The sequence below is a fragment of the Rhizobium jaguaris genome (assembly GCF_003627755.1).
Classification (GTDB): Bacteria; Pseudomonadota; Alphaproteobacteria; order Rhizobiales; family Rhizobiaceae; genus Rhizobium; species Rhizobium jaguaris.
Map to the genome: position 1 here is coordinate 633,283 of NZ_CP032695.1, position 17,407 is coordinate 650,689.

The following is a 17,407-nucleotide window of genomic DNA, read 5'->3' on the forward strand; positions in this document are numbered from 1 at the left end:
TCGATCATGCGCCCATTCTGGTCATTGCCTTCTCACACCCGTCTCCCTGCGTTACTCAGGCATGCTCTGCATGAAGTTCATACAGCCATGCCCGACGCCGGAACTCGATAATTTTCACCCTTCGCCAGCATGGCCCAGATCGCCCGCGCCATCTTGTTTGCGAGAGCGATCGCCACCAGCATGCGCGGCTTTCTTGCCAGCATCCGGGCCAGCCACGAACCGTCAGCAATCCGTTTACGACCCATCCATGTGATGCGCGACATCGCGCCAATGATCAGCAACCTGCGAATGTCGGCCTGCCCAGCTTTGGAAACGCGGCCAAGGCGCTCTTTCCCGCCGGAGGAAAACTGTTTTGGGACAAGACCAAGCCATGCCGCAAAATCACGGCCGCGACGGAAGCTTCTCATTGCCGGCGCGAAGGCTTCAACGGCCATTGCCGTCATCGGGCCGACGCCGGGCATGGTCTGAAGCCGCTGCGCGATATCCGTCTGCTTGGCGACCTCTCCAATTTTCTTTGTCTTATCATCGATCCTGGCGGTCTTCTCCGCAATCTGAGCCAAAAGATCGCGGCACTCTTCCTGGACGAGCTGAGGCAGATCATTGCCTATTTCATCGAGAATGGCCTCGATACGCTTGATATGACTGATCCCCAACGGAACGACATGACCGTATTCGTAGAGCACGGCGCGCAAAGCATTGACCAGTTCGGTGCGCTGATGGACGATGCGCTCGCGTGCGCGGAATAAGATCGCTCGTGCTTGCTGAGCTTCCGTCTTTGGTTCGACAAAGCGCATTTCGGGACGCTGCGCGGCAGTGACAATCGCCTCGGCATCTGCAGCATCATTCTTCTGCCTTTTGACAAAGGGCCGCACATATTGCGGGGCGATTAGCTTGACTGCATGTCCAAGCTTCACCAGCTCGCGCGCCCAGAAATGCGCGCTACCGCACGACTCCATAACCGCGACGCATGGCGGCTGCGCTTCCATAAACCTGAGAAATTGCACGCGGCCAATTTTCTTGCGGAACTTCACTTCCCCCATCATCGATGCCCCGTGAAGCTGAAATACATTTTTTGCCAGATCAATGCCAATCATAGTATCGTACATTCCGCCGTCCTCTCCGCTCGGTGGCCCTAACGAACCACCATCCTGGCACATTGCGATGCCGTTGGGGGAGGGCGGCAACCATCCCATCTTAGTTCCCATGAGCGGGTGTTGCAGAGTTCGATCAATCGCGCCTCCAGCATCAGTCACATAAGCATGGCGATGATAAGGTGTCGCGACCTTTCGAGCGTTATCCCGCTCTTGTGATGTTATTGTAGCGGAATACCGCTTGAATATTTGTCGCAAAGAATGTAGCGGAATATCGTACACCACCCTTAATATCGAGCGGAATACCGCATGTCAGCGACAATCTTCAATATGTTGGGCGTTCAACTCCGCACCGCCCGGGTTCGGCGCGGCCTAAGTCAGCCCGAGCTTGCCGCCCGGCTCGGACGTAATCGAGCTCGCATCTCCGAACTCGAACGCGACCTTGCCGGCAATCGCTGGGGGCGCGATCGACTGACGTTGTTTGCTGAAATGTGCGACGCTCTCGATATGGTTCCGGTTTTGGTTCCGCGCTCGCGCGCTTCCGAAATTCGGGAGCTGCTCGAAGAGACTGGCCAGGTGCGGCGCGCCACTCCGATAGCAACGGCGTTCGACGAACTGTTCGTCGATCTTGGCGATGAGGATGAGGAGAGTTGATGGCGAAGGTCCCCGCGATATTGGGCGCTCATCTTCTCGACCATGTGCTCGGCTCGGTGCGGGTCGGGACATTGACGCGGGACGTAGATGGTGGCGTCGCGTTCAGCGTTGCTGAACCGTATCTGCGGGAGCCTGGACGTCCGATCCTAAGCCTTGGTTGGTATGACCCCGAGAGCGATGAAGGCACACGCGATAGGCTTTCAAAACGGGGCGACAAGATCGGTCTGCACGGGACGTTACCTCCTTGGTTTTCTGGGCTCCTGCCGGAGGGCGCTCTTCGCCAACTGGTTCTAAGCGAAATGGGACCTGGTGATCATGATCAGTTCGACGTACTGACTCGGCTCGGCGCGGACCTTCCAGGTGCTGTCCTGATCGTGCCGGAAACCGAAGTCCCCCCTTCAGCAGGCCCGCTTACTTTGGAGAATGTCGAGGGCTTTCAGGCACCGTTGCCCGAAGGCACGGTGAAATTTTCGCTCGCCGGCGTCCAGTTGAAGTTCACCGCCAATCCCTATGGTGACCGGCTGACCGTACCGGGACGCGGCGACACCGGCCGTTGCATTATCAAGGTTGCGAGCGAACGATTTCCCGATCTGCCTGAGGCGGAATATGGAGCCATGCGCCTGGCCGAGATGATCGGTGTGCGTACCGCGAATTGCCGTCTCGTTTCCCGCGACGCGGTCACAGGCGTGCCCCCGGAGCTTCTTGCTCACGGTCAAAACGTTCTGGTCGTCGATCGCTTCGATCGCACGGCCGATGGGCAACGCATCCACACCGAAGATGCGGGACAAATCATAGGGGCGATCGGTGATCGGAAATATACCATGGCTACGACCGAGACGATTATCAACATGGTTCATCGCTTTAGTACCGACCATCGGGACGACCTCTTAGAGGCAGTCAGGCGGGTTGTCGCAGATGTTCTGCTTGGGAACGGCGACAATCACCTCAAGAACTGGTCGTTTTGCTTTCCAGAGCCCGGCCAGATCCGTCTGTCTCCGGCCTATGACATCGTGCCGACTGTCCTGTTCATCCCCGGCGATACGCTGGCCTTGCGTTTCGTCAAAACGCATCAGTTCGAAAACGTCAATATTCACCGCTTCGAGCGAGTGGCTAGGTTTCTGCACGTTGATCCTAAATGGATCGCGCGCGAGGTTGCATCCGCCGTGAAGCAAGCGCTGGAGTTATGGCCGGCGGCTGCGCCTGAGCTTCTGGGTGAGGAGCGAGCGAAGCGAATTATCGACCGGCTGCCGACGTTACAGCTTGTCCGCGAGGTGACAGGATAACTGCTGTAGGCCGATTGATATCAACGGGCGCCTCGTCGACCACGGGCGGCATAGGCGACTGCGCCATTGAAGCGAAGGACATCGGCAACGCGATTTTCTAGGTACTCACGGCATTGGAGCGCGCGTCTCGGGAGTTACCGTGGTTCTTCTTGTCGGCAGAATGGGGCTGGTATCACCTACAAGCAGTGAGGAAGATACATCCGGAGACGTAGTCTCGTTGAGGATGTCTCACCGAATTCCCTCAAGTCACGCTCTTTCATCGGCCTCTCACACGGTTGTGGTAGCGACAGGAAACAGGCTGTAGCCGCAGTTCGTTCCATGGACGAACCGGGTTGCAGCTCTAGTTTTAGATCGCGATCTCAACACGGAGGAATTTCCATGTCAGAACTGGTAGTGCTCGGCTTCGATGACGCCAACAAGGCCGATGCGATCCTCAACAAATTGTCGCAGCTTGAGAAGGAATACCTGATCGACCTCGAGGACGCCGTGGTCGCGGTACGCGACGGCGACGGCAAGGTTCGCCTCAAACAGAGCGTGAACCTGACGGCGACGGGCGCGACGCGCGGTGGTCTTTCGGGCGCCCTGTGGGGGGCGCTTGTGGGCTTGCTGTTTCTCAACCCGCTAGCCGGGATGGTGCTTGGCGGCGCGTTCGGGGCGGGGTCAGGAGCACTTGCCGGGTCGATCACCGACTACGGCATCAATGACGATCTCATCAAGCGGCTGGCTGAAACGATCCCGGTCAATAGCTCCGCGCTTTTCCTGCTGGTGCGCAAGGTTCAGCCGGAAAAGGTGCTCGAGGAGTTCAAGGGCGAGCACGCACGCATCTTGCGCTCGTCGCTGTCGCCCGAGCAGGAGCGAAGGCTCCAGGACGCACTCGCCGCGGGCACGGCTCCGGCAACGTCGGCCACCTGACGCCACAGGCAATTTTTCTGACATAAAACTCGGGCGCGGCTGAAATTCAGCCGCGCCCGCGCATTTTCTGTCCGGATCAGACCAGATCGAAGCGATCCGCGTTCATCACCTTCGTCCAGACCGCGACGAAGTCATGCACGAACTTCTTTTGCGAGTCGCGTTGGCCGTAGACCTCGGCAAGCGCCCGGAGCTGGGAGTTCGAACCGAAGACAAGATCGACACGGGTGCCTGTCCACTTTACGTCGCCCGTGTTGCGGTCGCGTCCCTCGAACACATATTTCGAATCCGAGGAAGCTTTCCACACCGTCCCCATGTCGAGCAGGTTGACGAAGAAGTCGTTGGTCAGCGTTTCGGGGCGTGTGGTGAAGACGCCATGCTGGGACTGTCCTGCATTGGCGTTCAACACGCGCATGCCGCCGACCAGGACCGTCATTTCCGGCGCCGTCAGCGTCAGAAGCTGCGCCTTGTCGATCAGCAACTCTTCGGGCGAAATGGAATATTCGCCCTTCTGATAGTTGCGGAAGCCGTCGGCGATCGGTTCCAGAACGGCAAAGGACTCCACATCGGTCTGCTCCTGTGTCGCGTCGGTGCGGCCGGGCGCGAATGGAACCGCGATGTCGTGGCCGGCGTTCTTCGCGGCCTTTTCGACCGCTGCCGAGCCGGCGAGGACGACCAGGTCTGCGAGCGACACTTTCTTGCCGCCGGACTGGGCGTCGTTGAACGCTTTCCGGATGCCTTCAAGCGTCTCGAGCACGGTCGCGAGCTGGGCAGGCTGGTTGACCGCCCAATCCTTCTGCGGAGCAAGACGGATGCGCGCGCCGTTCGCTCCACCGCGCTTGTCGGAGCCGCGGAAGGTTGCCGCCGAGGCCCAAGCGGTTGAGACCAGCGCGGAGACGGGCAGTCCCGATGCGAGGATCTTGTCCTTGAGATCGGCGATGTCATGTGCGTCGATCAGCGGGTGATCAACGGCGGGGAGGGGATCCTGCCAGATCAGTTCCTCTGCCGGAACCTCCGGGCCGAGATAGCGTACCCGCGGGCCCATGTCGCGATGGGTCAGCTTGAACCACGCCCGAGCGAAGGCATCCGCGAATTGTTCCGGATTCTCGAAGAAGCGCCTCGAAATCTTTTCGTAGACAGGGTCGAAGCGCAAGGCGAGGTCCGTGGTCAGCATGGACGGCGCGTGACGCTTGGAGGGATCGTGCGCGTCCGGTACCGTACCAGCGCCAACACCGTGTTTGGGTGTCCACTGATGCGCTCCAGCCGGGCTCTTCGTCAGTTCCCATTCGTAACCGAAGAGGTTCCAGAAGAAGTTGTTGCTCCACTTCGTCGGCGTCGTCGTCCAGGTAACTTCCAGGCCGCTGCCGATCGTGTCGCCGCCTTTGCCCGTGCCAAAGCTGCTTGCCCAGCCGAGGCCCTGCTGCTCGATGCCGGCGGCCTCGGGTTCAGCGCCGACATGCGCGGCGTCGCCTGCGCCGTGCGTCTTGCCGAACGTATGTCCGCCCGCAATAAGAGCAACGGTCTCCTCGTCGTTCATGGCCATGCGCGCGAAGGTCTCACGGATATCCGTGGCGGCAGCAAGCGGATCAGGATTGCCGTTCGGCCCTTCCGGGTTGACGTAGATCAGACCCATCTGCACGGCAGCGAGCGGATTTTCGAGATCTCGTTCGCCGGAGTAACGCTTGTCGGCAAGCCAGGTGTCTTCGGCGCCCCAATAGACGTCTTCCTCCGGTTCCCAGACATCCGGGCGGCCGCCGGCAAAGCCGAACGTTTTGAAGCCCATCGATTCCAGAGCGACGTTGCCGGTCAGGATCATCAGATCGGCCCAGGAGATCTGGTTGCCGTATTTCTGCTTGATCGGCCAGAGCAGCCGGCGGGCCTTGTCGAGATTGACGTTATCAGGCCAACTGTTGAGCGGCGCGAAGCGCTGCTGACCGGCTCCCGCACCACCGCGGCCATCGCCGGTGCGGTAGGTGCCCGCGCTATGCCAGGCCATACGGATGAAAAGCGGACCATAATGGCCGAAGTCGGCCGGCCACCAATCCTGCGAATCCGTCATCAACGCATGCAGATCCCGCTTGAGGGCATTCAGATCGAGCTTCTTGAATTCCTCGGTATAGTTGAACGCCTTGCCCATCGGACTGGACAGGGAGGAGTTCTGATGGAGAATCTTGAGGTTCAACTGGTTTGGCCACCAGTCCCGGTTCGATCTCCCACCGTGGGCCGTGTGTGTGTGCGCAACCGGACATTTGCCGGCAGTCTCGGCTTTCGTATCCATATTTCTCTCCCTCGTAATTACTTGAATTGAGCCGTCCAGAGGAAATTCATCTTGAATCCTCTAGTAAGCGACCCGGTTTCATGGCCAGCGTGACGAAATGCCAGATACATGGAATATCCTTGTTGTTTCGGGCCTTCTTCGATGCTGGCTGTCCTGAAGCAGCCTGGGGTGCCGGCGTTCTGGATAGTCTGGGCGTCAATGAGCCGCACATTGTCGGCGGCCATTGTATGGGCCAAATGTGACAACACCTCATCATCGCTTATACACCATACCCAAGCCGCTTGATTAATTTAAGTTGGATTTACTGATTGCGGCGATAAGGTAGGGTTATGACGAACTTGACACTCAAGCAGCTTCGCTATTTCGAGGCTTTGGCACGACATGGTCACTTCGGACGCGCGGCGGATGTCTGTGCGATCTCTCAACCTGCTTTGTCGATGCAGATCAAGGAATTGGAAGAATCGCTGGGCACCGAGCTCTTCGAAAGAGGCGCGCGCCAGGTCCGGCTAACCAGTTTCGGAGAAGCGTTTGCGCTGCGCGTCCGCGATATCCTGCGCTCGGTCGACGAACTCGGAGATATGGCGCGCGCATCGCAAGACCGGCTGGCGGGGCGGCTGCGAATAGGTGTCATCCCGACGATCGCACCCTATCTTCTGCCTCAGATCATCGGCAATCTCACCCGCATGCATGACGGGCTCGATATTCACATACGCGAGACGTTGACTTCGAAGCTGGTGCAAGAGCTGACAGACGGCCGGCTTGACGCTGCAATTGTCGCGTTGCCGGTATCCGAACCCTCGCTGACCGAGGTTGCGCTGTTTTCTGAGAACTTCGTACTGGTTCGGCCCAGCGAGGACGAGGGCAAGCCGGTACCCAATCGCGAAGCGCTCCGCGAGATGAGGTTGCTTCTGCTGGAGGAAGGCCATTGTTTTCGCGATCAAGCTTTGTCTTTTTGCAATATGCGCTCGATGCTGCCGCGAGAGCTGCTGGACGGCAGCTCTTTGTCTACCCTGGTCCAGATGGTCAGCGCCGGTATCGGCGTCACGTTGATTCCCGAAATGGCGGTATCGGTGGAAACACGCTCGGCATCGGTGTCTGTCGCTCGCTTCAATACGCCCCAGCCCTCGCGAACCATTGGCATGATCTGGCGCAGGACAAGCCCCTTGGCCAAGCAGTTCCTCGAGATTTCCGAAATCGTTCGCCAATCAGCCGATGCGATGCGCGCGCAACACGATCTGATGTCTTCGTCGCTGCGACTGAGCGGCCGGTGAGATCGCATGATCCCGATTGGGCCTGTGGGTCATGCGACGCGCTCGAATATGATGCCGTAGTGATAGGGCGGTAATGCCTCGACGCGAACAGTTCGAAATCCCGCAGGTTCGACGACTTTCCTCACGGCGTCGTACGACATGCGCATATCCGTCCTCGGCCCACGCGGCTTATCAAGCACGACGGTCTGCTCCCTGGGCAGCGGATGCCAGTTGACGATCGAGAACTTGCCGCCGGGTCGCAGAACATGCCAGACCGCCCGCGCAAGGCCTGGCTGATCGGGAACTCCATGAAACGTGTTGGCGATCAAAACGTAGTCGACCGGTTCATCAAGCAGCGATGCGATCTCGCGTGCATCGGCGTTGATCCATTGGCGAACAGTTCCACCGAGCCGCTCGACCTCGACCTTTGCCTGTTCGATCATCCCGGAATCAAGATCGAGGGCATAGATGCGGCCATCGACCAGCTTGGCGAGCGGGGCGGTAAAATAGCCATCGCCACAGCAAAGGTCGAGCACGGTCATGCCAGGCCGGATGTCGAGCTGCTCCAGGACGTCCGTTGGTCGCGGCCAAAGTGCGGCCCACCAATCCCGGTCCGGCATCGAGGTCGCGGGGAACAGGTCGTCCATTGTTCTTCTCCTTGGACGCCGACGTCCATTTGGCTTCGACGGCCGAATCTATACAGCACCGAGCCGGCTCGATGCTAGGGTTTGGCCGGTTCCTTTCACACCCCATCCAAACGGTTGCTCGAAGCCCATTCCGGAAGATCCGTATCGACCGCAAAGCCGATCGCATCGGTTCAACGGCATCTCGACCAATGTGCTGGAGACGCGTGGGGACACCCTCCGTGGGCGCAGACAGATGGTTAGGCGATGCGCGAACTCGATCATTGTACGCCGGCTTTGGTCCAGTCACATTGGAAGATTAGGACAGGCTTCGAAAAACCTTTCAGACGGCGACGGCTCGCATGGGTGAAGAGATCGGCGGTGCCGTATTCCCGAAAAATGCTCTCCGACACAAGGACCTGGTCGGTAGAGGCGGCGGCGCACAAACGTGCTGCAAGTTGAACGGTCGAGCCAAACAGGTCGTTGCTGTCCGCGACAGGCTCGCCGCAATCCAATCCGATGCGTATATGAATGGGCTCGGGATTGCCTCGGTTGTAACGCTCGAATTCTTGCTGGATCGCTATGGCGCAATCGACGGCGGCGGTGATGGAAACAAAGGTCGCCATTATGCCGTCGCCGGTGTGCTTCACCTCGCGGCCCGAAGATTGGCCGAGGCATCTGCGCACAACGGCGTCATGTGCCCTGACCAGCTCAATCGCCATGCGGTCGCCGAGGCGCGATGTCATTTCCGTCGAGCCGACAATGTCGGTGAAAAGGATCGCCCTGTGGCCGGAATCCATTTCGGACGAGGATTGTCCCGGCACGCCCTCGGGGTCGTGAATTCGGCCGAGAAATGCCTCGACCGCGGACAACGAAACCTCGACAACTTCACCGGCAACGAAGCCGTGCGCCTCGCGGTGCACGCATTGTGCCGTTTCCATATCGGGCGCATCCATGAGACAAAACGCAGTTCCGCGCCTCTGATCGAACCAGTATGTGAGGAATTTGACCCCGTAACGATCTTGGATATCAAGGTCCTTGCGATGCGCTTCGGCAACGTCGGCTGCTGTGGTTCCCGACAGATCATGTCGATCCATGAAGATAGCCATTATTTGCCCCCGCTGGAATCTTCAGAATATAAGAATATCCTAATGGATTGGCGTGGCTCAGTCTATCTTTGGGATAATTGCGAGCGGTTGACGCTTGCCTGACCTCAATGCCTCTATAGCCTTCATGCTCCCAACGCTTCGTTGATGGATTGGATCAATGAGCCCGCAGGAAACGGCTTGCGCAGATAGGCGAAGCAACCCTCTTTCTCCGCGTCGGCTTGCAGCGCCTCGTCTTCAAGGGCGGTGATGAAGATGATCGGGGGGCAGGAACCATCGCCCTTCAACCGCCGTTGCAGTTCGATCCCGGACATGCCACCAAGATCCACGTCCAGGACGAGGCATTCCACGTTGCCGTCGCCGGTGCGTCTGAGAAAGGACTCGGCCGACGGATACTCTTCGGTGGCGAAACCATGGGCGTTCAAAAGTCGCTTGACGCTCCTCCGCATGCTTGCATCGTCCTCCACGATAGCGACCATATGGAGCGGGGTTGCCAATTTGTGCCTCTCTTCTATTCGCATGGGAGGATATTCGGCTCTCCGGCATGAGCTTATGCCTGGGGCGGCACGTCCGATATTGTCCTAAAGGGAAGCTGCCCGATGACTATACTTGATGATCAAGCATGCCTGTTCTCTCGGCGATCGACACAACCTCCGCCAGAGATCTTACGCCCAGCTTTTCCATTACACGATGCCGGTGGGCCTTCACCGTTCTCTCCGACGTCCCGAGGGAATAGGCAATTTGCTTGTTGAGATAGCCTCGTACGATGAGAGCAAATACCTCGGCTTCGCGCGGCGTCAGGGCGGCCACCAGGGCGCGAAGGGTGTCGATGCGTTCGTGTTCCAGCCGTCGTTTCTCGTACTGCGCCAAGGCACGGTCGATCGCCTCCACGACGACGGAAGCGGGAGCCGGCTTCTCCAGAAAGTCCTCCGCGCCCGCCTTGATGGCCCGCACGGAGGCCCTGATATCGCCACGGCCGGAAAGGTACACGATCGGCAGCAGGGGCGCTTTCTCCAGAAGTCGATTCTGCAGTTCGAGCCCGCTTAAGCCAGGCAGATCCAGATCGAGGAGAACGCAGCCGGCTCCCCCGCCAGGCAGTTGGTGTAGAAATTGGTCGCCTGATTCATAGAGGGCGACCTGGTAGCCGGATACCGACAGCAAACGTCCGACTGCGGTGCGGACGGACTGATCGTCATCGACGATGTGAACGGTGGGTTCCATTTGACTCATCCACTTTGGGCAAGGGGAAGCACAATTCGAAAGATGGCGCCACCTTGCGGGCGATTGCCGGCCGAAATCTTGCCGCCATAGGTCTCGACAATCGCGCGTGCGATGGAAAGTCCGAGACCGGTTCCGGTCGGCTTCGTCGTAAAGAATGGCTCGAAGACGCTTGCAAGTTGGCCGTCTGGAATTCCTCGGCCCGTGTCGGAAACCGACAGTTCGACCTTCGATCCGCGTGCCAGGGCGGTCTCGATGATGAGGCGTCGGTCGCAAGCGGCTACGTCCAGCATCGCGTCCATGGCATTCGTCGCCAGGTTGAGAATAACCTGCTGGACGTGCACTTTGTCGGCCCGGATCGGCAGCTTCCGCGGCAGAGGGTAAGTGTGAACCGCGACGCCCCTCCGCAGCGCCTCGCCGTGAAGTATCTTGATCGCGCTGGCGGCAACATCGTTGAGGTCGAATGTCTGACAATCGATGTCGCCCCGCTTTTTCAGCAGGTTCCTCACTTGCGATATGACTTCATGGGCGCGCTGATCGTCGTCCCGGATGTCTACGAGGATTTGCTCGATCAGCTTCAGATCGGGCGTCTCCGACCGAAGGATGACTGCCGCTGCCTCGGCATTGCTGCGGATGGCGCCGAGGGGTTGGTTGAGCTCATGTGCGATCGACGCCGATAAGGCGCCCGCAGTCGCGGACTGGTTGAGATGCACCACTTCGAGCAGACGACGGTGCGATTCGCTCTGTGCCTTGCGGCGGCGGCGGCGCTCAATAAGCAGCCCGGTGATGACAACGCCTTGCGCCGTTATGACGGCAAGCGTTGCGATGATCACATAGTGGTACTGCTCCCAGAACGTCTTTTCCTTGAACATCTGGATGGCGCCCGGCGGCAGATTTGCCGCGGACAGGCCCCAGTGCCGCAGTTGTCTTGCGTCTACAACATATGTCGGGGGAGCATCGACGCTGGACCCCCCCTTGCCGGCGATCGCGCCGAGGGCAAGATCGGCCATGGTCGTTCCGAGCGAGTTGAAGGTGACGAAATTGCCGCCGACAGCGCCGTAGTCGATATATGTGGGGTAGGGACCATAGATCGGTGCGCTGGCAGTCTGGGCGATCTGTCTGATTGCTTCGCGCGGAATGAAATTGCTGCCTGAGCTGTCCTTGAAAATGGTGAGGGCAAGAATGATGCTGTCTCGGGGCAGCTCGGCGACCCGCCTGGTGAACTCTTCGATCGTCAGGTTTTCCAGATAGGTGGTTTCGTAATCTTTCGAGAAGTTTGCAAGATCGGTTCGGGCGGTCGCAAGCCAGGCGCGGTCGAAGTCCGCCGAACCTCCGATGATGTAGAGGTGGTGTGCCTGTGGCTGCAGCCGGCGAGCCATCTCCGCCGTCTTGAGAATGTCGAATTCGCTGAGCGCGCCGATCATGTCGTCCGGCAGTTTCAGGTTGTTGGCGGTCGCACGGCTGAAGCCGCCGAAGATGATCTTCGCATGGTCCGCAAGGCCGTTGCGGTTTTGAACGATAAATCTTGCCGATTCCTCACCGAGCGCGATCACCACATCCGGCTGGCGATCGGCATATTTCGCCGAAAGATATCGAGCCATGCGTTCAAGGTGCTCGCGCTCCGGAAATCTCGAGAGATCGAGAAACTCAGAGAAGAGCTCGATCTTCGCGTTGGTCACTTCGAGCAGGCGCGTCCTCACCGCTTCTCCCGCCTCGGTCGTCGCGACTATCCGTTCATCGTATGGGTAGAGGATGAGGATGCGTGGAACACGGCGGGCAATCTCCATAGACGAAGAAGCTGCGGTGCCGAATATCGCGATAAGGAAGCAACAGATGGCCGCGCACCAACGGACCCCGCGCGATAGAACTTTCCCGCTCTGAAAGCCCATAGCCCTTCCCCCACGAAAAGCTGCACAACAATACCACCTGCGCGAAGCCTCGTCATCCTTGCAACCTTCGAAATATAACTGAGAAAATCGGCAACGATCACAGTTGCCCGAAGGTACAATATCGCTCCATGCCGCCCTTCGGTAAGTTCTAGGCGACGAGCGCCCTTGCAATGAGCAACGGCTGCTCGCGGTTGAACGTCGTTCTCAGCGAAGGCGTTCGGAATTTGAAATCGCTTCAGAAGTTTCGATTGGATTCAGATTGAACACGCGACCGGCGGCGCTCGACGCATTTTGTCGTAGTGCGCCACGATGAATCGTCCGGCCGGAAATCGCAACGGGAGGAAGTTAAGATGGACCGCAAGATGATCTTTGGCATCGGGGCGTTGGCCGCATCGGCCGCTCTTTGGTGTACAGTGTCTCCCCTCCAAGCTCAGGAGACGCAGAGGAAGCCCAACATTGTCGTCATCATGGGTGATGACGTCGGCTGGTTCAACATCGGCGCCTACCACCGGGGCATGATGTCAGGCAAGACGCCAAACCTCGACAAGCTGGCGTCTCAGGGCATGATGTTCACCGACTATTATGCTGAGGCGAGTTGCACAGCCGGCCGAGCGAGTTTCATCACGGGTGAGATTCCGTTGCGCACTGGTTTGACCACGGTCGGTCAGGCAGGCGCAGATGTAGGCATTCCGGACAAGGCGTCAACCATCGCCACCGTCCTCAAAACCGAGGGCTATGCCACCGGTCAGTTCGGCAAGAATCACCTCGGCGATCTGAACAAGTACCTGCCGACTGTCCATGGCTTTGATGAGTTCTTCGGCTACCTGTACCACCTCGATGCGATGTCCGATCCCTATTGGTATTCGTTCCCGGATGATCAGTCGTATCGTGACAAGATCGGGCCGCGCGATTTGGTACACAGCTTCGCAACGGACACGGACGACCAGACCCAGCAGCCGCGTTGGGGCAAGATCGGCAAGCAGAAGATCGTCGATGAAGGCCCGCTGGCGCCATTCCCCGATATGTCCCACGTCCCGAACATGCACGACATCACGCCCAAGGCCAAGTACGACATGACCACGTTCGACGACGTCCTGGTCAAATCCTCGTGCGACTTCATGGACAAGGCCAAGGCCGACGGCAAGCCGTTTTTCGTCTGGCACAACACGACGCGCATGCACGTCTGGACGTTCCTGTCTCCCAAGTATCAGGCCATGATGAACGCCCAGAGCAATTATGGTCTTGAGGAAGCCGGTATGGCGCAATTAGACGACAGCGTCGGCGCCATCATGAAATGCATTGATGACATGGGAGAGGCCGGCAACACGATCCTCATCTTCACGACCGATAACGGCGCAGAAGTATTTACCTGGCCTGACGGTGGCATGACGCCGTTCAAGGGTACCAAGGGCACCGTGATGGAAGGTGGCTTCCGTGTGCCGGCCATCATCCGCTGGCCTGGCAAGGTTAAGGCGGGCACCGTCGAGAACGGTATTTTCTCGGCCTTGGATTGGTACCCCACACTGGTCGCTGCCGCCGGCAATCCCAACATCACCGATGAACTCCTGAAAGGCGCGAAGTTGGGTGATCAGACCTACAAGAACCACCTTGATGGCTACAACCAGCTAGACCTGCTGGAGGGCAACGCGCCGTCTGCACGTCATGAGTTCTTCTACTTCGGAGGCCCTCATCTCGGTGCAATTCGCATCGACGATTTCAAATACCAGTTCTATCAACAGGACCAGGGTTGGCCTGGCGCGAAGACAACGACGGATATGCCCACGATGGTCAATATCCGCCAGGATCCATTTGAGCGGACACCGTCTATTGCAGAGCAAAGCCTCAATGACCTCGGTGGAGGCTATATGAATGACTTCTATGCTCGCGAGTTCTGGCGCTTTGTCAGTGTTCAGGATGAAGTCAAAAAACTGGCGCTCACAGCAATCGACTACCCGCCGATGCAGGATCCGGCGTCTTTCAACCTCGATGCTGTAAAGAAACAGATCGACGAGGCGATCAAGAATAAGCCGGGCAACTAATCAAGGCGGGCAGGAAAGCGGGCGGCATCCTTACGCCGCCCGCCTTCGCCGTGTTCGACTACAACGGCCCGTTGTGGGTCAAGTTCGCATACGACCGCGACGCCCCTTTCGGCTGGCTCGACAAGGCGCTCGATGCGCCAGTCAACGCAGGTTGGGCCGTCGTCGACAGGAAGGTCGATTGGAAGCGGATCTTTCCCGAGGAGTAAGACCAAAATGTACAGCAACCGTTTCGCCGGCTTGATAGCCGTTGTCGGAGGCCTTGCGCTGGTAGCATCCGGTGCACTGGCCCAGGATTCCACCAAGAAGCAGCATATGCCGCTGGAAAAGACCATCGGCCAAGTCACGCCCACCGCTCCGGTACCGTCGCTTGCAGTTATTAATTCCGAGAGTGCCAAGATCGAGCACGGAAAGCTCGTACTGACAGGCGTGGCGGGAAGTGCGATCGTCTTTGCCGACCGGCCGGTGCGGGCTGCGGGACACGTGGCCACCGAACAGTTCATCATGCAATGGGATGAGGGCAAGGACAACTTTGCTATCGACCCTCCGAACGCAACGGTCTCGGTACTGGGAGGTGACGGGTCGGACGTGAGTGATGCCGTGGTCACTCTGAAATCTCCAAAGCTGGACGGCCATACGCTCACATTCGACATCGCCGTTCTGGAAGGAAGTCTGAGTGGCGCGGCCGGACCCGCCGCCGTCTTCATCGACCACTTCGGCGGCGGTTTTGGCGGAGGTGGTTTTGGCGGAGGTGGCTTCCGCGGCGGAGATTTTGCGGGCGGTTTTCATGGTGGAGACTTTGCTGCGGGCGGTTTCCATGGAGGCTATGCGCACGTGGGTGATGTGAACGTCGCCCATGTCGGAGGAACCTACTGGCATGCGCCCGTTTACCACGGGGCCTGGTATCGCGGTGCTCCGGTTGCCACAGGAGTGGCAGTCGGTGCAGGAGTGGCAGCGAGCGCGGCCATTGGCGCTGCGGCAGCCAACCCGTATTACTATCCATATCCGCACTATCCATATCCACGATGCGGCTACTATCCTTATCCGCCTTGCTACTGATGGGCTGCTTGTGCCGGGCAGCCAGAAGGCAATCGTCGCAATGGGAAAAGGGAAGCCCGCCCGCGCGGTCTTCCCTCTTTTGGCTTCTGGCCGACGCTTTGATCGCGACCAATGCAGAACCTACAGGCTGTTGTTCTGACGAGGTGACGGTGCGCGGCAGCCGATGCCGTAAAGTACGATCGCGATAACAATCCTATTCTAAATCAAGCAAAGGTTGATTACAGTGCGACTTTCTACTTCGACGCCTTGCAACGGGGGCCTTTTAAGACGTCGCGGTGCAGTTCTAGCGGATTTCGTGGGCCCGTCGTGAATTGAAGTTGGAGGACGCAATGAAATTGCATTTGGCCATGATCTTCGTGCCCTGCGCGACGATCGCGAGTGCTGGCATCACGAACGCCCAAGAGGCGAATAGCGATCTGGCAAAAAAGCTGAGCAATCCCGTGGCATCGCTGATCAGCGTGCCGTTCCAGTTCAACTACGATCGTGGCTTCGGCCCCAACAACGGCAACCGCGAGACCCTCAACATCCAGCCCGTCATCCCGTTTTCGATCAATGAGAACTGGAACGTCATATCCCGCACCATCCTTCCCGTCATCTGGCAGGACAACATCGCAGGTCCGTCCGGCAGTCAATTTGGGTTGGGCGACATCACGCAGAGCTTCTTCTTCTCTCCTAAGGAACCGACGGCGGGCGGGATCATCTGGGGTGCAGGTCCCGCGTTCCTGATACCGACGGCGACCGACGATCTGCTTGGCAGCGGCAAGTTCGGCCTCGGTCCGACCGCCGTAGTCCTCAAGCAGGAAGGCCCGTGGACCGTCGGGGCGCTCGCCAACCACATCTGGTCGGTGGCGGGCGAGGCAAACCGGCCTGACGTTAGCTCAACCTTCTTGCAGCCTTTCGTCTCCTACACGACATCCGATGCCTGGACCTTCACCCTTAACACTGAGAGCACTTACGATTGGAAAGGCGAACAATGGTCGGTCCCGATCAACTTTCAGGTAGCGAAGCTCGTCAAGTTCGGCAAGCAGCCTGTCAGCTTCCAGGCAGGCGCGCGCTACTGGGCCGCGGCCCCGGATAACGGGCCGGAGGGATGGGGCTTCCGGGTGGCGATGACTTTCCTCTTTCCGAAGTAAGGTCCCGACGGGCGAAAACTGAAAGGTCGAGTTTGACGCCTGATGGTATCATCAGAGCGCGATCTCGTGGCGTCAATCCTCAAGGCAAGCAGGCTGAATTGAATGGCAAGGTCACGACCAATCTGAAGGCCGGCCGGCAGATTCTGCGCGCCGATCGCGAGCATCGGCAATCCTCAGCCATCATAAAGTTGCCCTCCGTCCGGGGGCAGACGGAGGGCACGGAGCATCGACTCCATTGCGCGTTATATAGGGTAGGGGGCACCTTAACGCATGAATATATTACCGTTTTCGTAAATACTTTCATAGAGAAATATTTGGCTAGGTTTGATTAATTCATTCGGTCTTGGAAAGATTACTAGGATTGGGGGAGATGTTCTGGTTTTTCATGATCGATTTGAGTATTTTGCCTTCCGCGGGCGCGATACTTCTAGCGACGGGGTACCGCGTGAGTGCCGGGAGCGTACGGTTCCGCCCGAGGCATGACACCAGATTCGGCCGCAGCAGCCTCCTTGCCGTTCGGATCGGCACCTGGCTCCAGCGTCGATCCATAGAGACCTACGGACGATGGTCCGGTCCGCGCCGGATCCCGAACCACCGCCACACGGTCGGTCCGTAGATCATCGCAGCGATAAAGCTCGCCAGCATCACGAGCGCGATGCCGAGCTGCACGACGTCGTAACGCAGCGTGCCTTCGGCAACGAACCAGCCCGCAATAATTCCTGCCACTGCGAACGGCAGGCGGGCGAGAATTGGGAACCACATAGCGACCTCCATAGACTAGAGAAGCAACAACCGCTTCACAATCGGTCCGGACTGAGCGTGCGAGGTACAAGACGCGACTACTACTAATAGCGGAAGGAGCGCAGGTAAGAGAGCCT

At 58.7% G+C, this 17,407-nt stretch carries 16 protein-coding genes; 8 read left to right on the forward strand and 8 right to left on the reverse strand.

All coding sequences use genetic code 11. The features are described from left to right. Positions 1 to 77: 77 nt before the first annotated feature. Positions 78 to 1,106, reverse strand: coding sequence for an IS110 family RNA-guided transposase (locus CCGE525_RS25125; protein ID WP_120703055.1), 1,029 nt, complete (start codon positions 1,104 to 1,106; stop codon positions 78 to 80). A gap of 294 nt (positions 1,107 to 1,400) precedes the next feature. Between CCGE525_RS25125 and CCGE525_RS25130 the strand changes: the two genes are divergently transcribed. The 3 genes from CCGE525_RS25130 (at position 1,401) to CCGE525_RS25140 (ending at position 3,940) form a co-directional block, all read left to right on the forward strand. After that, positions 1,401 to 1,745: a helix-turn-helix domain-containing protein gene (locus CCGE525_RS25130; RefSeq protein ID WP_120707060.1), complete on the forward strand. Its 345-nt coding sequence runs from the start codon at positions 1,401 to 1,403 to the stop codon at positions 1,743 to 1,745. Continuing rightward, complete coding sequence (locus CCGE525_RS25135; protein ID WP_120707061.1) at positions 1,745 to 3,028, forward strand: type II toxin-antitoxin system HipA family toxin; 1,284 nt, start codon at positions 1,745 to 1,747, stop codon at positions 3,026 to 3,028. Before CCGE525_RS25130 ends, CCGE525_RS25135 begins: the two co-directional genes overlap by 1 nt. A gap of 378 nt (positions 3,029 to 3,406) precedes the next feature. Then, entirely contained in the window at positions 3,407 to 3,940 is a 534-nt protein-coding gene (locus CCGE525_RS25140; RefSeq protein WP_120707062.1) for a DUF1269 domain-containing protein, read from the forward strand. Between the two features lie 76 nt (positions 3,941 to 4,016). Here CCGE525_RS25140 and katG read toward each other — a convergent pair whose 3' ends face one another. Then, entirely contained in the window at positions 4,017 to 6,215 is a 2,199-nt protein-coding gene (gene katG, locus CCGE525_RS25145; RefSeq protein WP_120707063.1) for a catalase/peroxidase HPI, read from the reverse strand. A gap of 329 nt (positions 6,216 to 6,544) precedes the next feature. On the opposite strand from katG, the gene CCGE525_RS25155 reads away from it, so the two are divergent. Next, the gene (locus CCGE525_RS25155; protein WP_120707065.1) at positions 6,545 to 7,486 is read left to right on the forward strand and encodes a hydrogen peroxide-inducible genes activator; all 942 of its coding nucleotides are present in this window, start codon (positions 6,545 to 6,547) and stop codon (positions 7,484 to 7,486) included. Between the two features lie 29 nt (positions 7,487 to 7,515). Here CCGE525_RS25155 and CCGE525_RS25160 read toward each other — a convergent pair whose 3' ends face one another. The 5 genes from CCGE525_RS25160 to CCGE525_RS25180 all read right to left on the reverse strand — a co-directional run bounded on the left by CCGE525_RS25160 (position 7,516) and on the right by CCGE525_RS25180 (position 12,199). Beyond that, on the reverse strand, positions 7,516 to 8,112 hold the full coding sequence (locus tag CCGE525_RS25160) for a class I SAM-dependent methyltransferase (RefSeq protein WP_120707066.1): 597 nt from the start codon (positions 8,110 to 8,112) through the stop codon (positions 7,516 to 7,518). A 257-nt stretch (positions 8,113 to 8,369) separates the two neighbouring features. Further along, the gene (locus tag CCGE525_RS25165) at positions 8,370 to 9,197 is read right to left on the reverse strand and encodes a nickel-binding protein (protein ID WP_120707067.1); all 828 of its coding nucleotides are present in this window, start codon (positions 9,195 to 9,197) and stop codon (positions 8,370 to 8,372) included. Between the two features lie 122 nt (positions 9,198 to 9,319). Beyond that, complete coding sequence (locus tag CCGE525_RS25170) at positions 9,320 to 9,673, reverse strand: response regulator transcription factor (RefSeq protein WP_120707068.1); 354 nt, start codon at positions 9,671 to 9,673, stop codon at positions 9,320 to 9,322. A 124-nt stretch (positions 9,674 to 9,797) separates the two neighbouring features. Further along, positions 9,798 to 10,424: a response regulator transcription factor gene (locus CCGE525_RS25175; RefSeq protein WP_120707069.1), complete on the reverse strand. Its 627-nt coding sequence runs from the start codon at positions 10,422 to 10,424 to the stop codon at positions 9,798 to 9,800. Further along, positions 10,421 to 12,199 carry a sensor histidine kinase gene (locus tag CCGE525_RS25180; protein WP_245472288.1) on the reverse strand — a complete coding sequence of 593 codons (1,779 nt, stop codon included), beginning with the start codon at positions 12,197 to 12,199 and terminating at the stop codon, positions 10,421 to 10,423. Before CCGE525_RS25180 ends, CCGE525_RS25175 begins: the two co-directional genes overlap by 4 nt. A 452-nt stretch (positions 12,200 to 12,651) precedes the next feature. On the opposite strand from CCGE525_RS25180, the gene CCGE525_RS25185 reads away from it, so the two are divergent. The 4 genes from CCGE525_RS25185 to CCGE525_RS25195 all read left to right on the forward strand — a co-directional run bounded on the left by CCGE525_RS25185 (position 12,652) and on the right by CCGE525_RS25195 (position 16,529). After that, positions 12,652 to 14,340, forward strand: coding sequence for an arylsulfatase (locus CCGE525_RS25185; RefSeq protein ID WP_120707071.1), 1,689 nt, complete (start codon positions 12,652 to 12,654; stop codon positions 14,338 to 14,340). 50 nt (positions 14,341 to 14,390) lie between these two features. Beyond that, complete coding sequence (locus CCGE525_RS38430; RefSeq protein WP_162950297.1) at positions 14,391 to 14,546, forward strand: hypothetical protein; 156 nt, start codon at positions 14,391 to 14,393, stop codon at positions 14,544 to 14,546. 7 nt (positions 14,547 to 14,553) lie between these two features. Next, the gene (locus tag CCGE525_RS25190) at positions 14,554 to 15,396 is read left to right on the forward strand and encodes a hypothetical protein (RefSeq protein WP_120707072.1); all 843 of its coding nucleotides are present in this window, start codon (positions 14,554 to 14,556) and stop codon (positions 15,394 to 15,396) included. Between the two features lie 347 nt (positions 15,397 to 15,743). Continuing rightward, the gene (locus CCGE525_RS25195) at positions 15,744 to 16,529 is read left to right on the forward strand and encodes a transporter (protein ID WP_120708616.1); all 786 of its coding nucleotides are present in this window, start codon (positions 15,744 to 15,746) and stop codon (positions 16,527 to 16,529) included. A gap of 555 nt (positions 16,530 to 17,084) precedes the next feature. Here CCGE525_RS25195 and CCGE525_RS25205 read toward each other — a convergent pair. Next, entirely contained in the window at positions 17,085 to 17,291 is a 207-nt protein-coding gene (locus CCGE525_RS25205; protein WP_120707074.1) for a hypothetical protein, read from the reverse strand. Between the last annotated feature and the right edge of the window lie 116 nt (positions 17,292 to 17,407).

Excerpts from the sequence above, each read along its gene's own strand:
- katG (WP_120707063.1), bottom strand. The coding sequence starts at position 6,215 with ATGGATACGAAAGCCGAGACTGCCGGCAAATGTCCGGTTGCGCACACA.
- CCGE525_RS25125 (WP_120703055.1), bottom strand. The coding sequence starts at position 1,106 with ATGTACGATACTATGATTGGCATTGATCTGGCAAAAAATGTATTTCAG.
- CCGE525_RS25165 (WP_120707067.1), bottom strand. The coding sequence starts at position 9,197 with ATGGCTATCTTCATGGATCGACATGATCTGTCGGGAACCACAGCAGCC.
- CCGE525_RS25160 (WP_120707066.1), bottom strand. The coding sequence starts at position 8,112 with ATGGACGACCTGTTCCCCGCGACCTCGATGCCGGACCGGGATTGGTGG.
- CCGE525_RS25170 (WP_120707068.1), bottom strand. The coding sequence starts at position 9,673 with ATGGTCGCTATCGTGGAGGACGATGCAAGCATGCGGAGGAGCGTCAAG.
- CCGE525_RS25185 (WP_120707071.1), top strand. The coding sequence starts at position 12,652 with ATGGACCGCAAGATGATCTTTGGCATCGGGGCGTTGGCCGCATCGGCC.
- CCGE525_RS25175 (WP_120707069.1), bottom strand. The coding sequence starts at position 10,424 with ATGAGTCAAATGGAACCCACCGTTCACATCGTCGATGACGATCAGTCC.
- CCGE525_RS25180 (WP_245472288.1), bottom strand. The coding sequence starts at position 12,199 with ATGGAGATTGCCCGCCGTGTTCCACGCATCCTCATCCTCTACCCATAC.
- CCGE525_RS25140 (WP_120707062.1), top strand. The coding sequence starts at position 3,407 with ATGTCAGAACTGGTAGTGCTCGGCTTCGATGACGCCAACAAGGCCGAT.
- CCGE525_RS25130 (WP_120707060.1), top strand. The coding sequence starts at position 1,401 with ATGTCAGCGACAATCTTCAATATGTTGGGCGTTCAACTCCGCACCGCC.
- CCGE525_RS25205 (WP_120707074.1), bottom strand. The coding sequence starts at position 17,291 with ATGTGGTTCCCAATTCTCGCCCGCCTGCCGTTCGCAGTGGCAGGAATT.
- CCGE525_RS25190 (WP_120707072.1), top strand. The coding sequence starts at position 14,554 with ATGTACAGCAACCGTTTCGCCGGCTTGATAGCCGTTGTCGGAGGCCTT.
- CCGE525_RS25135 (WP_120707061.1), top strand. The coding sequence starts at position 1,745 with ATGGCGAAGGTCCCCGCGATATTGGGCGCTCATCTTCTCGACCATGTG.
- CCGE525_RS25195 (WP_120708616.1), top strand. The coding sequence starts at position 15,744 with ATGATCTTCGTGCCCTGCGCGACGATCGCGAGTGCTGGCATCACGAAC.
- CCGE525_RS25155 (WP_120707065.1), top strand. The coding sequence starts at position 6,545 with ATGACGAACTTGACACTCAAGCAGCTTCGCTATTTCGAGGCTTTGGCA.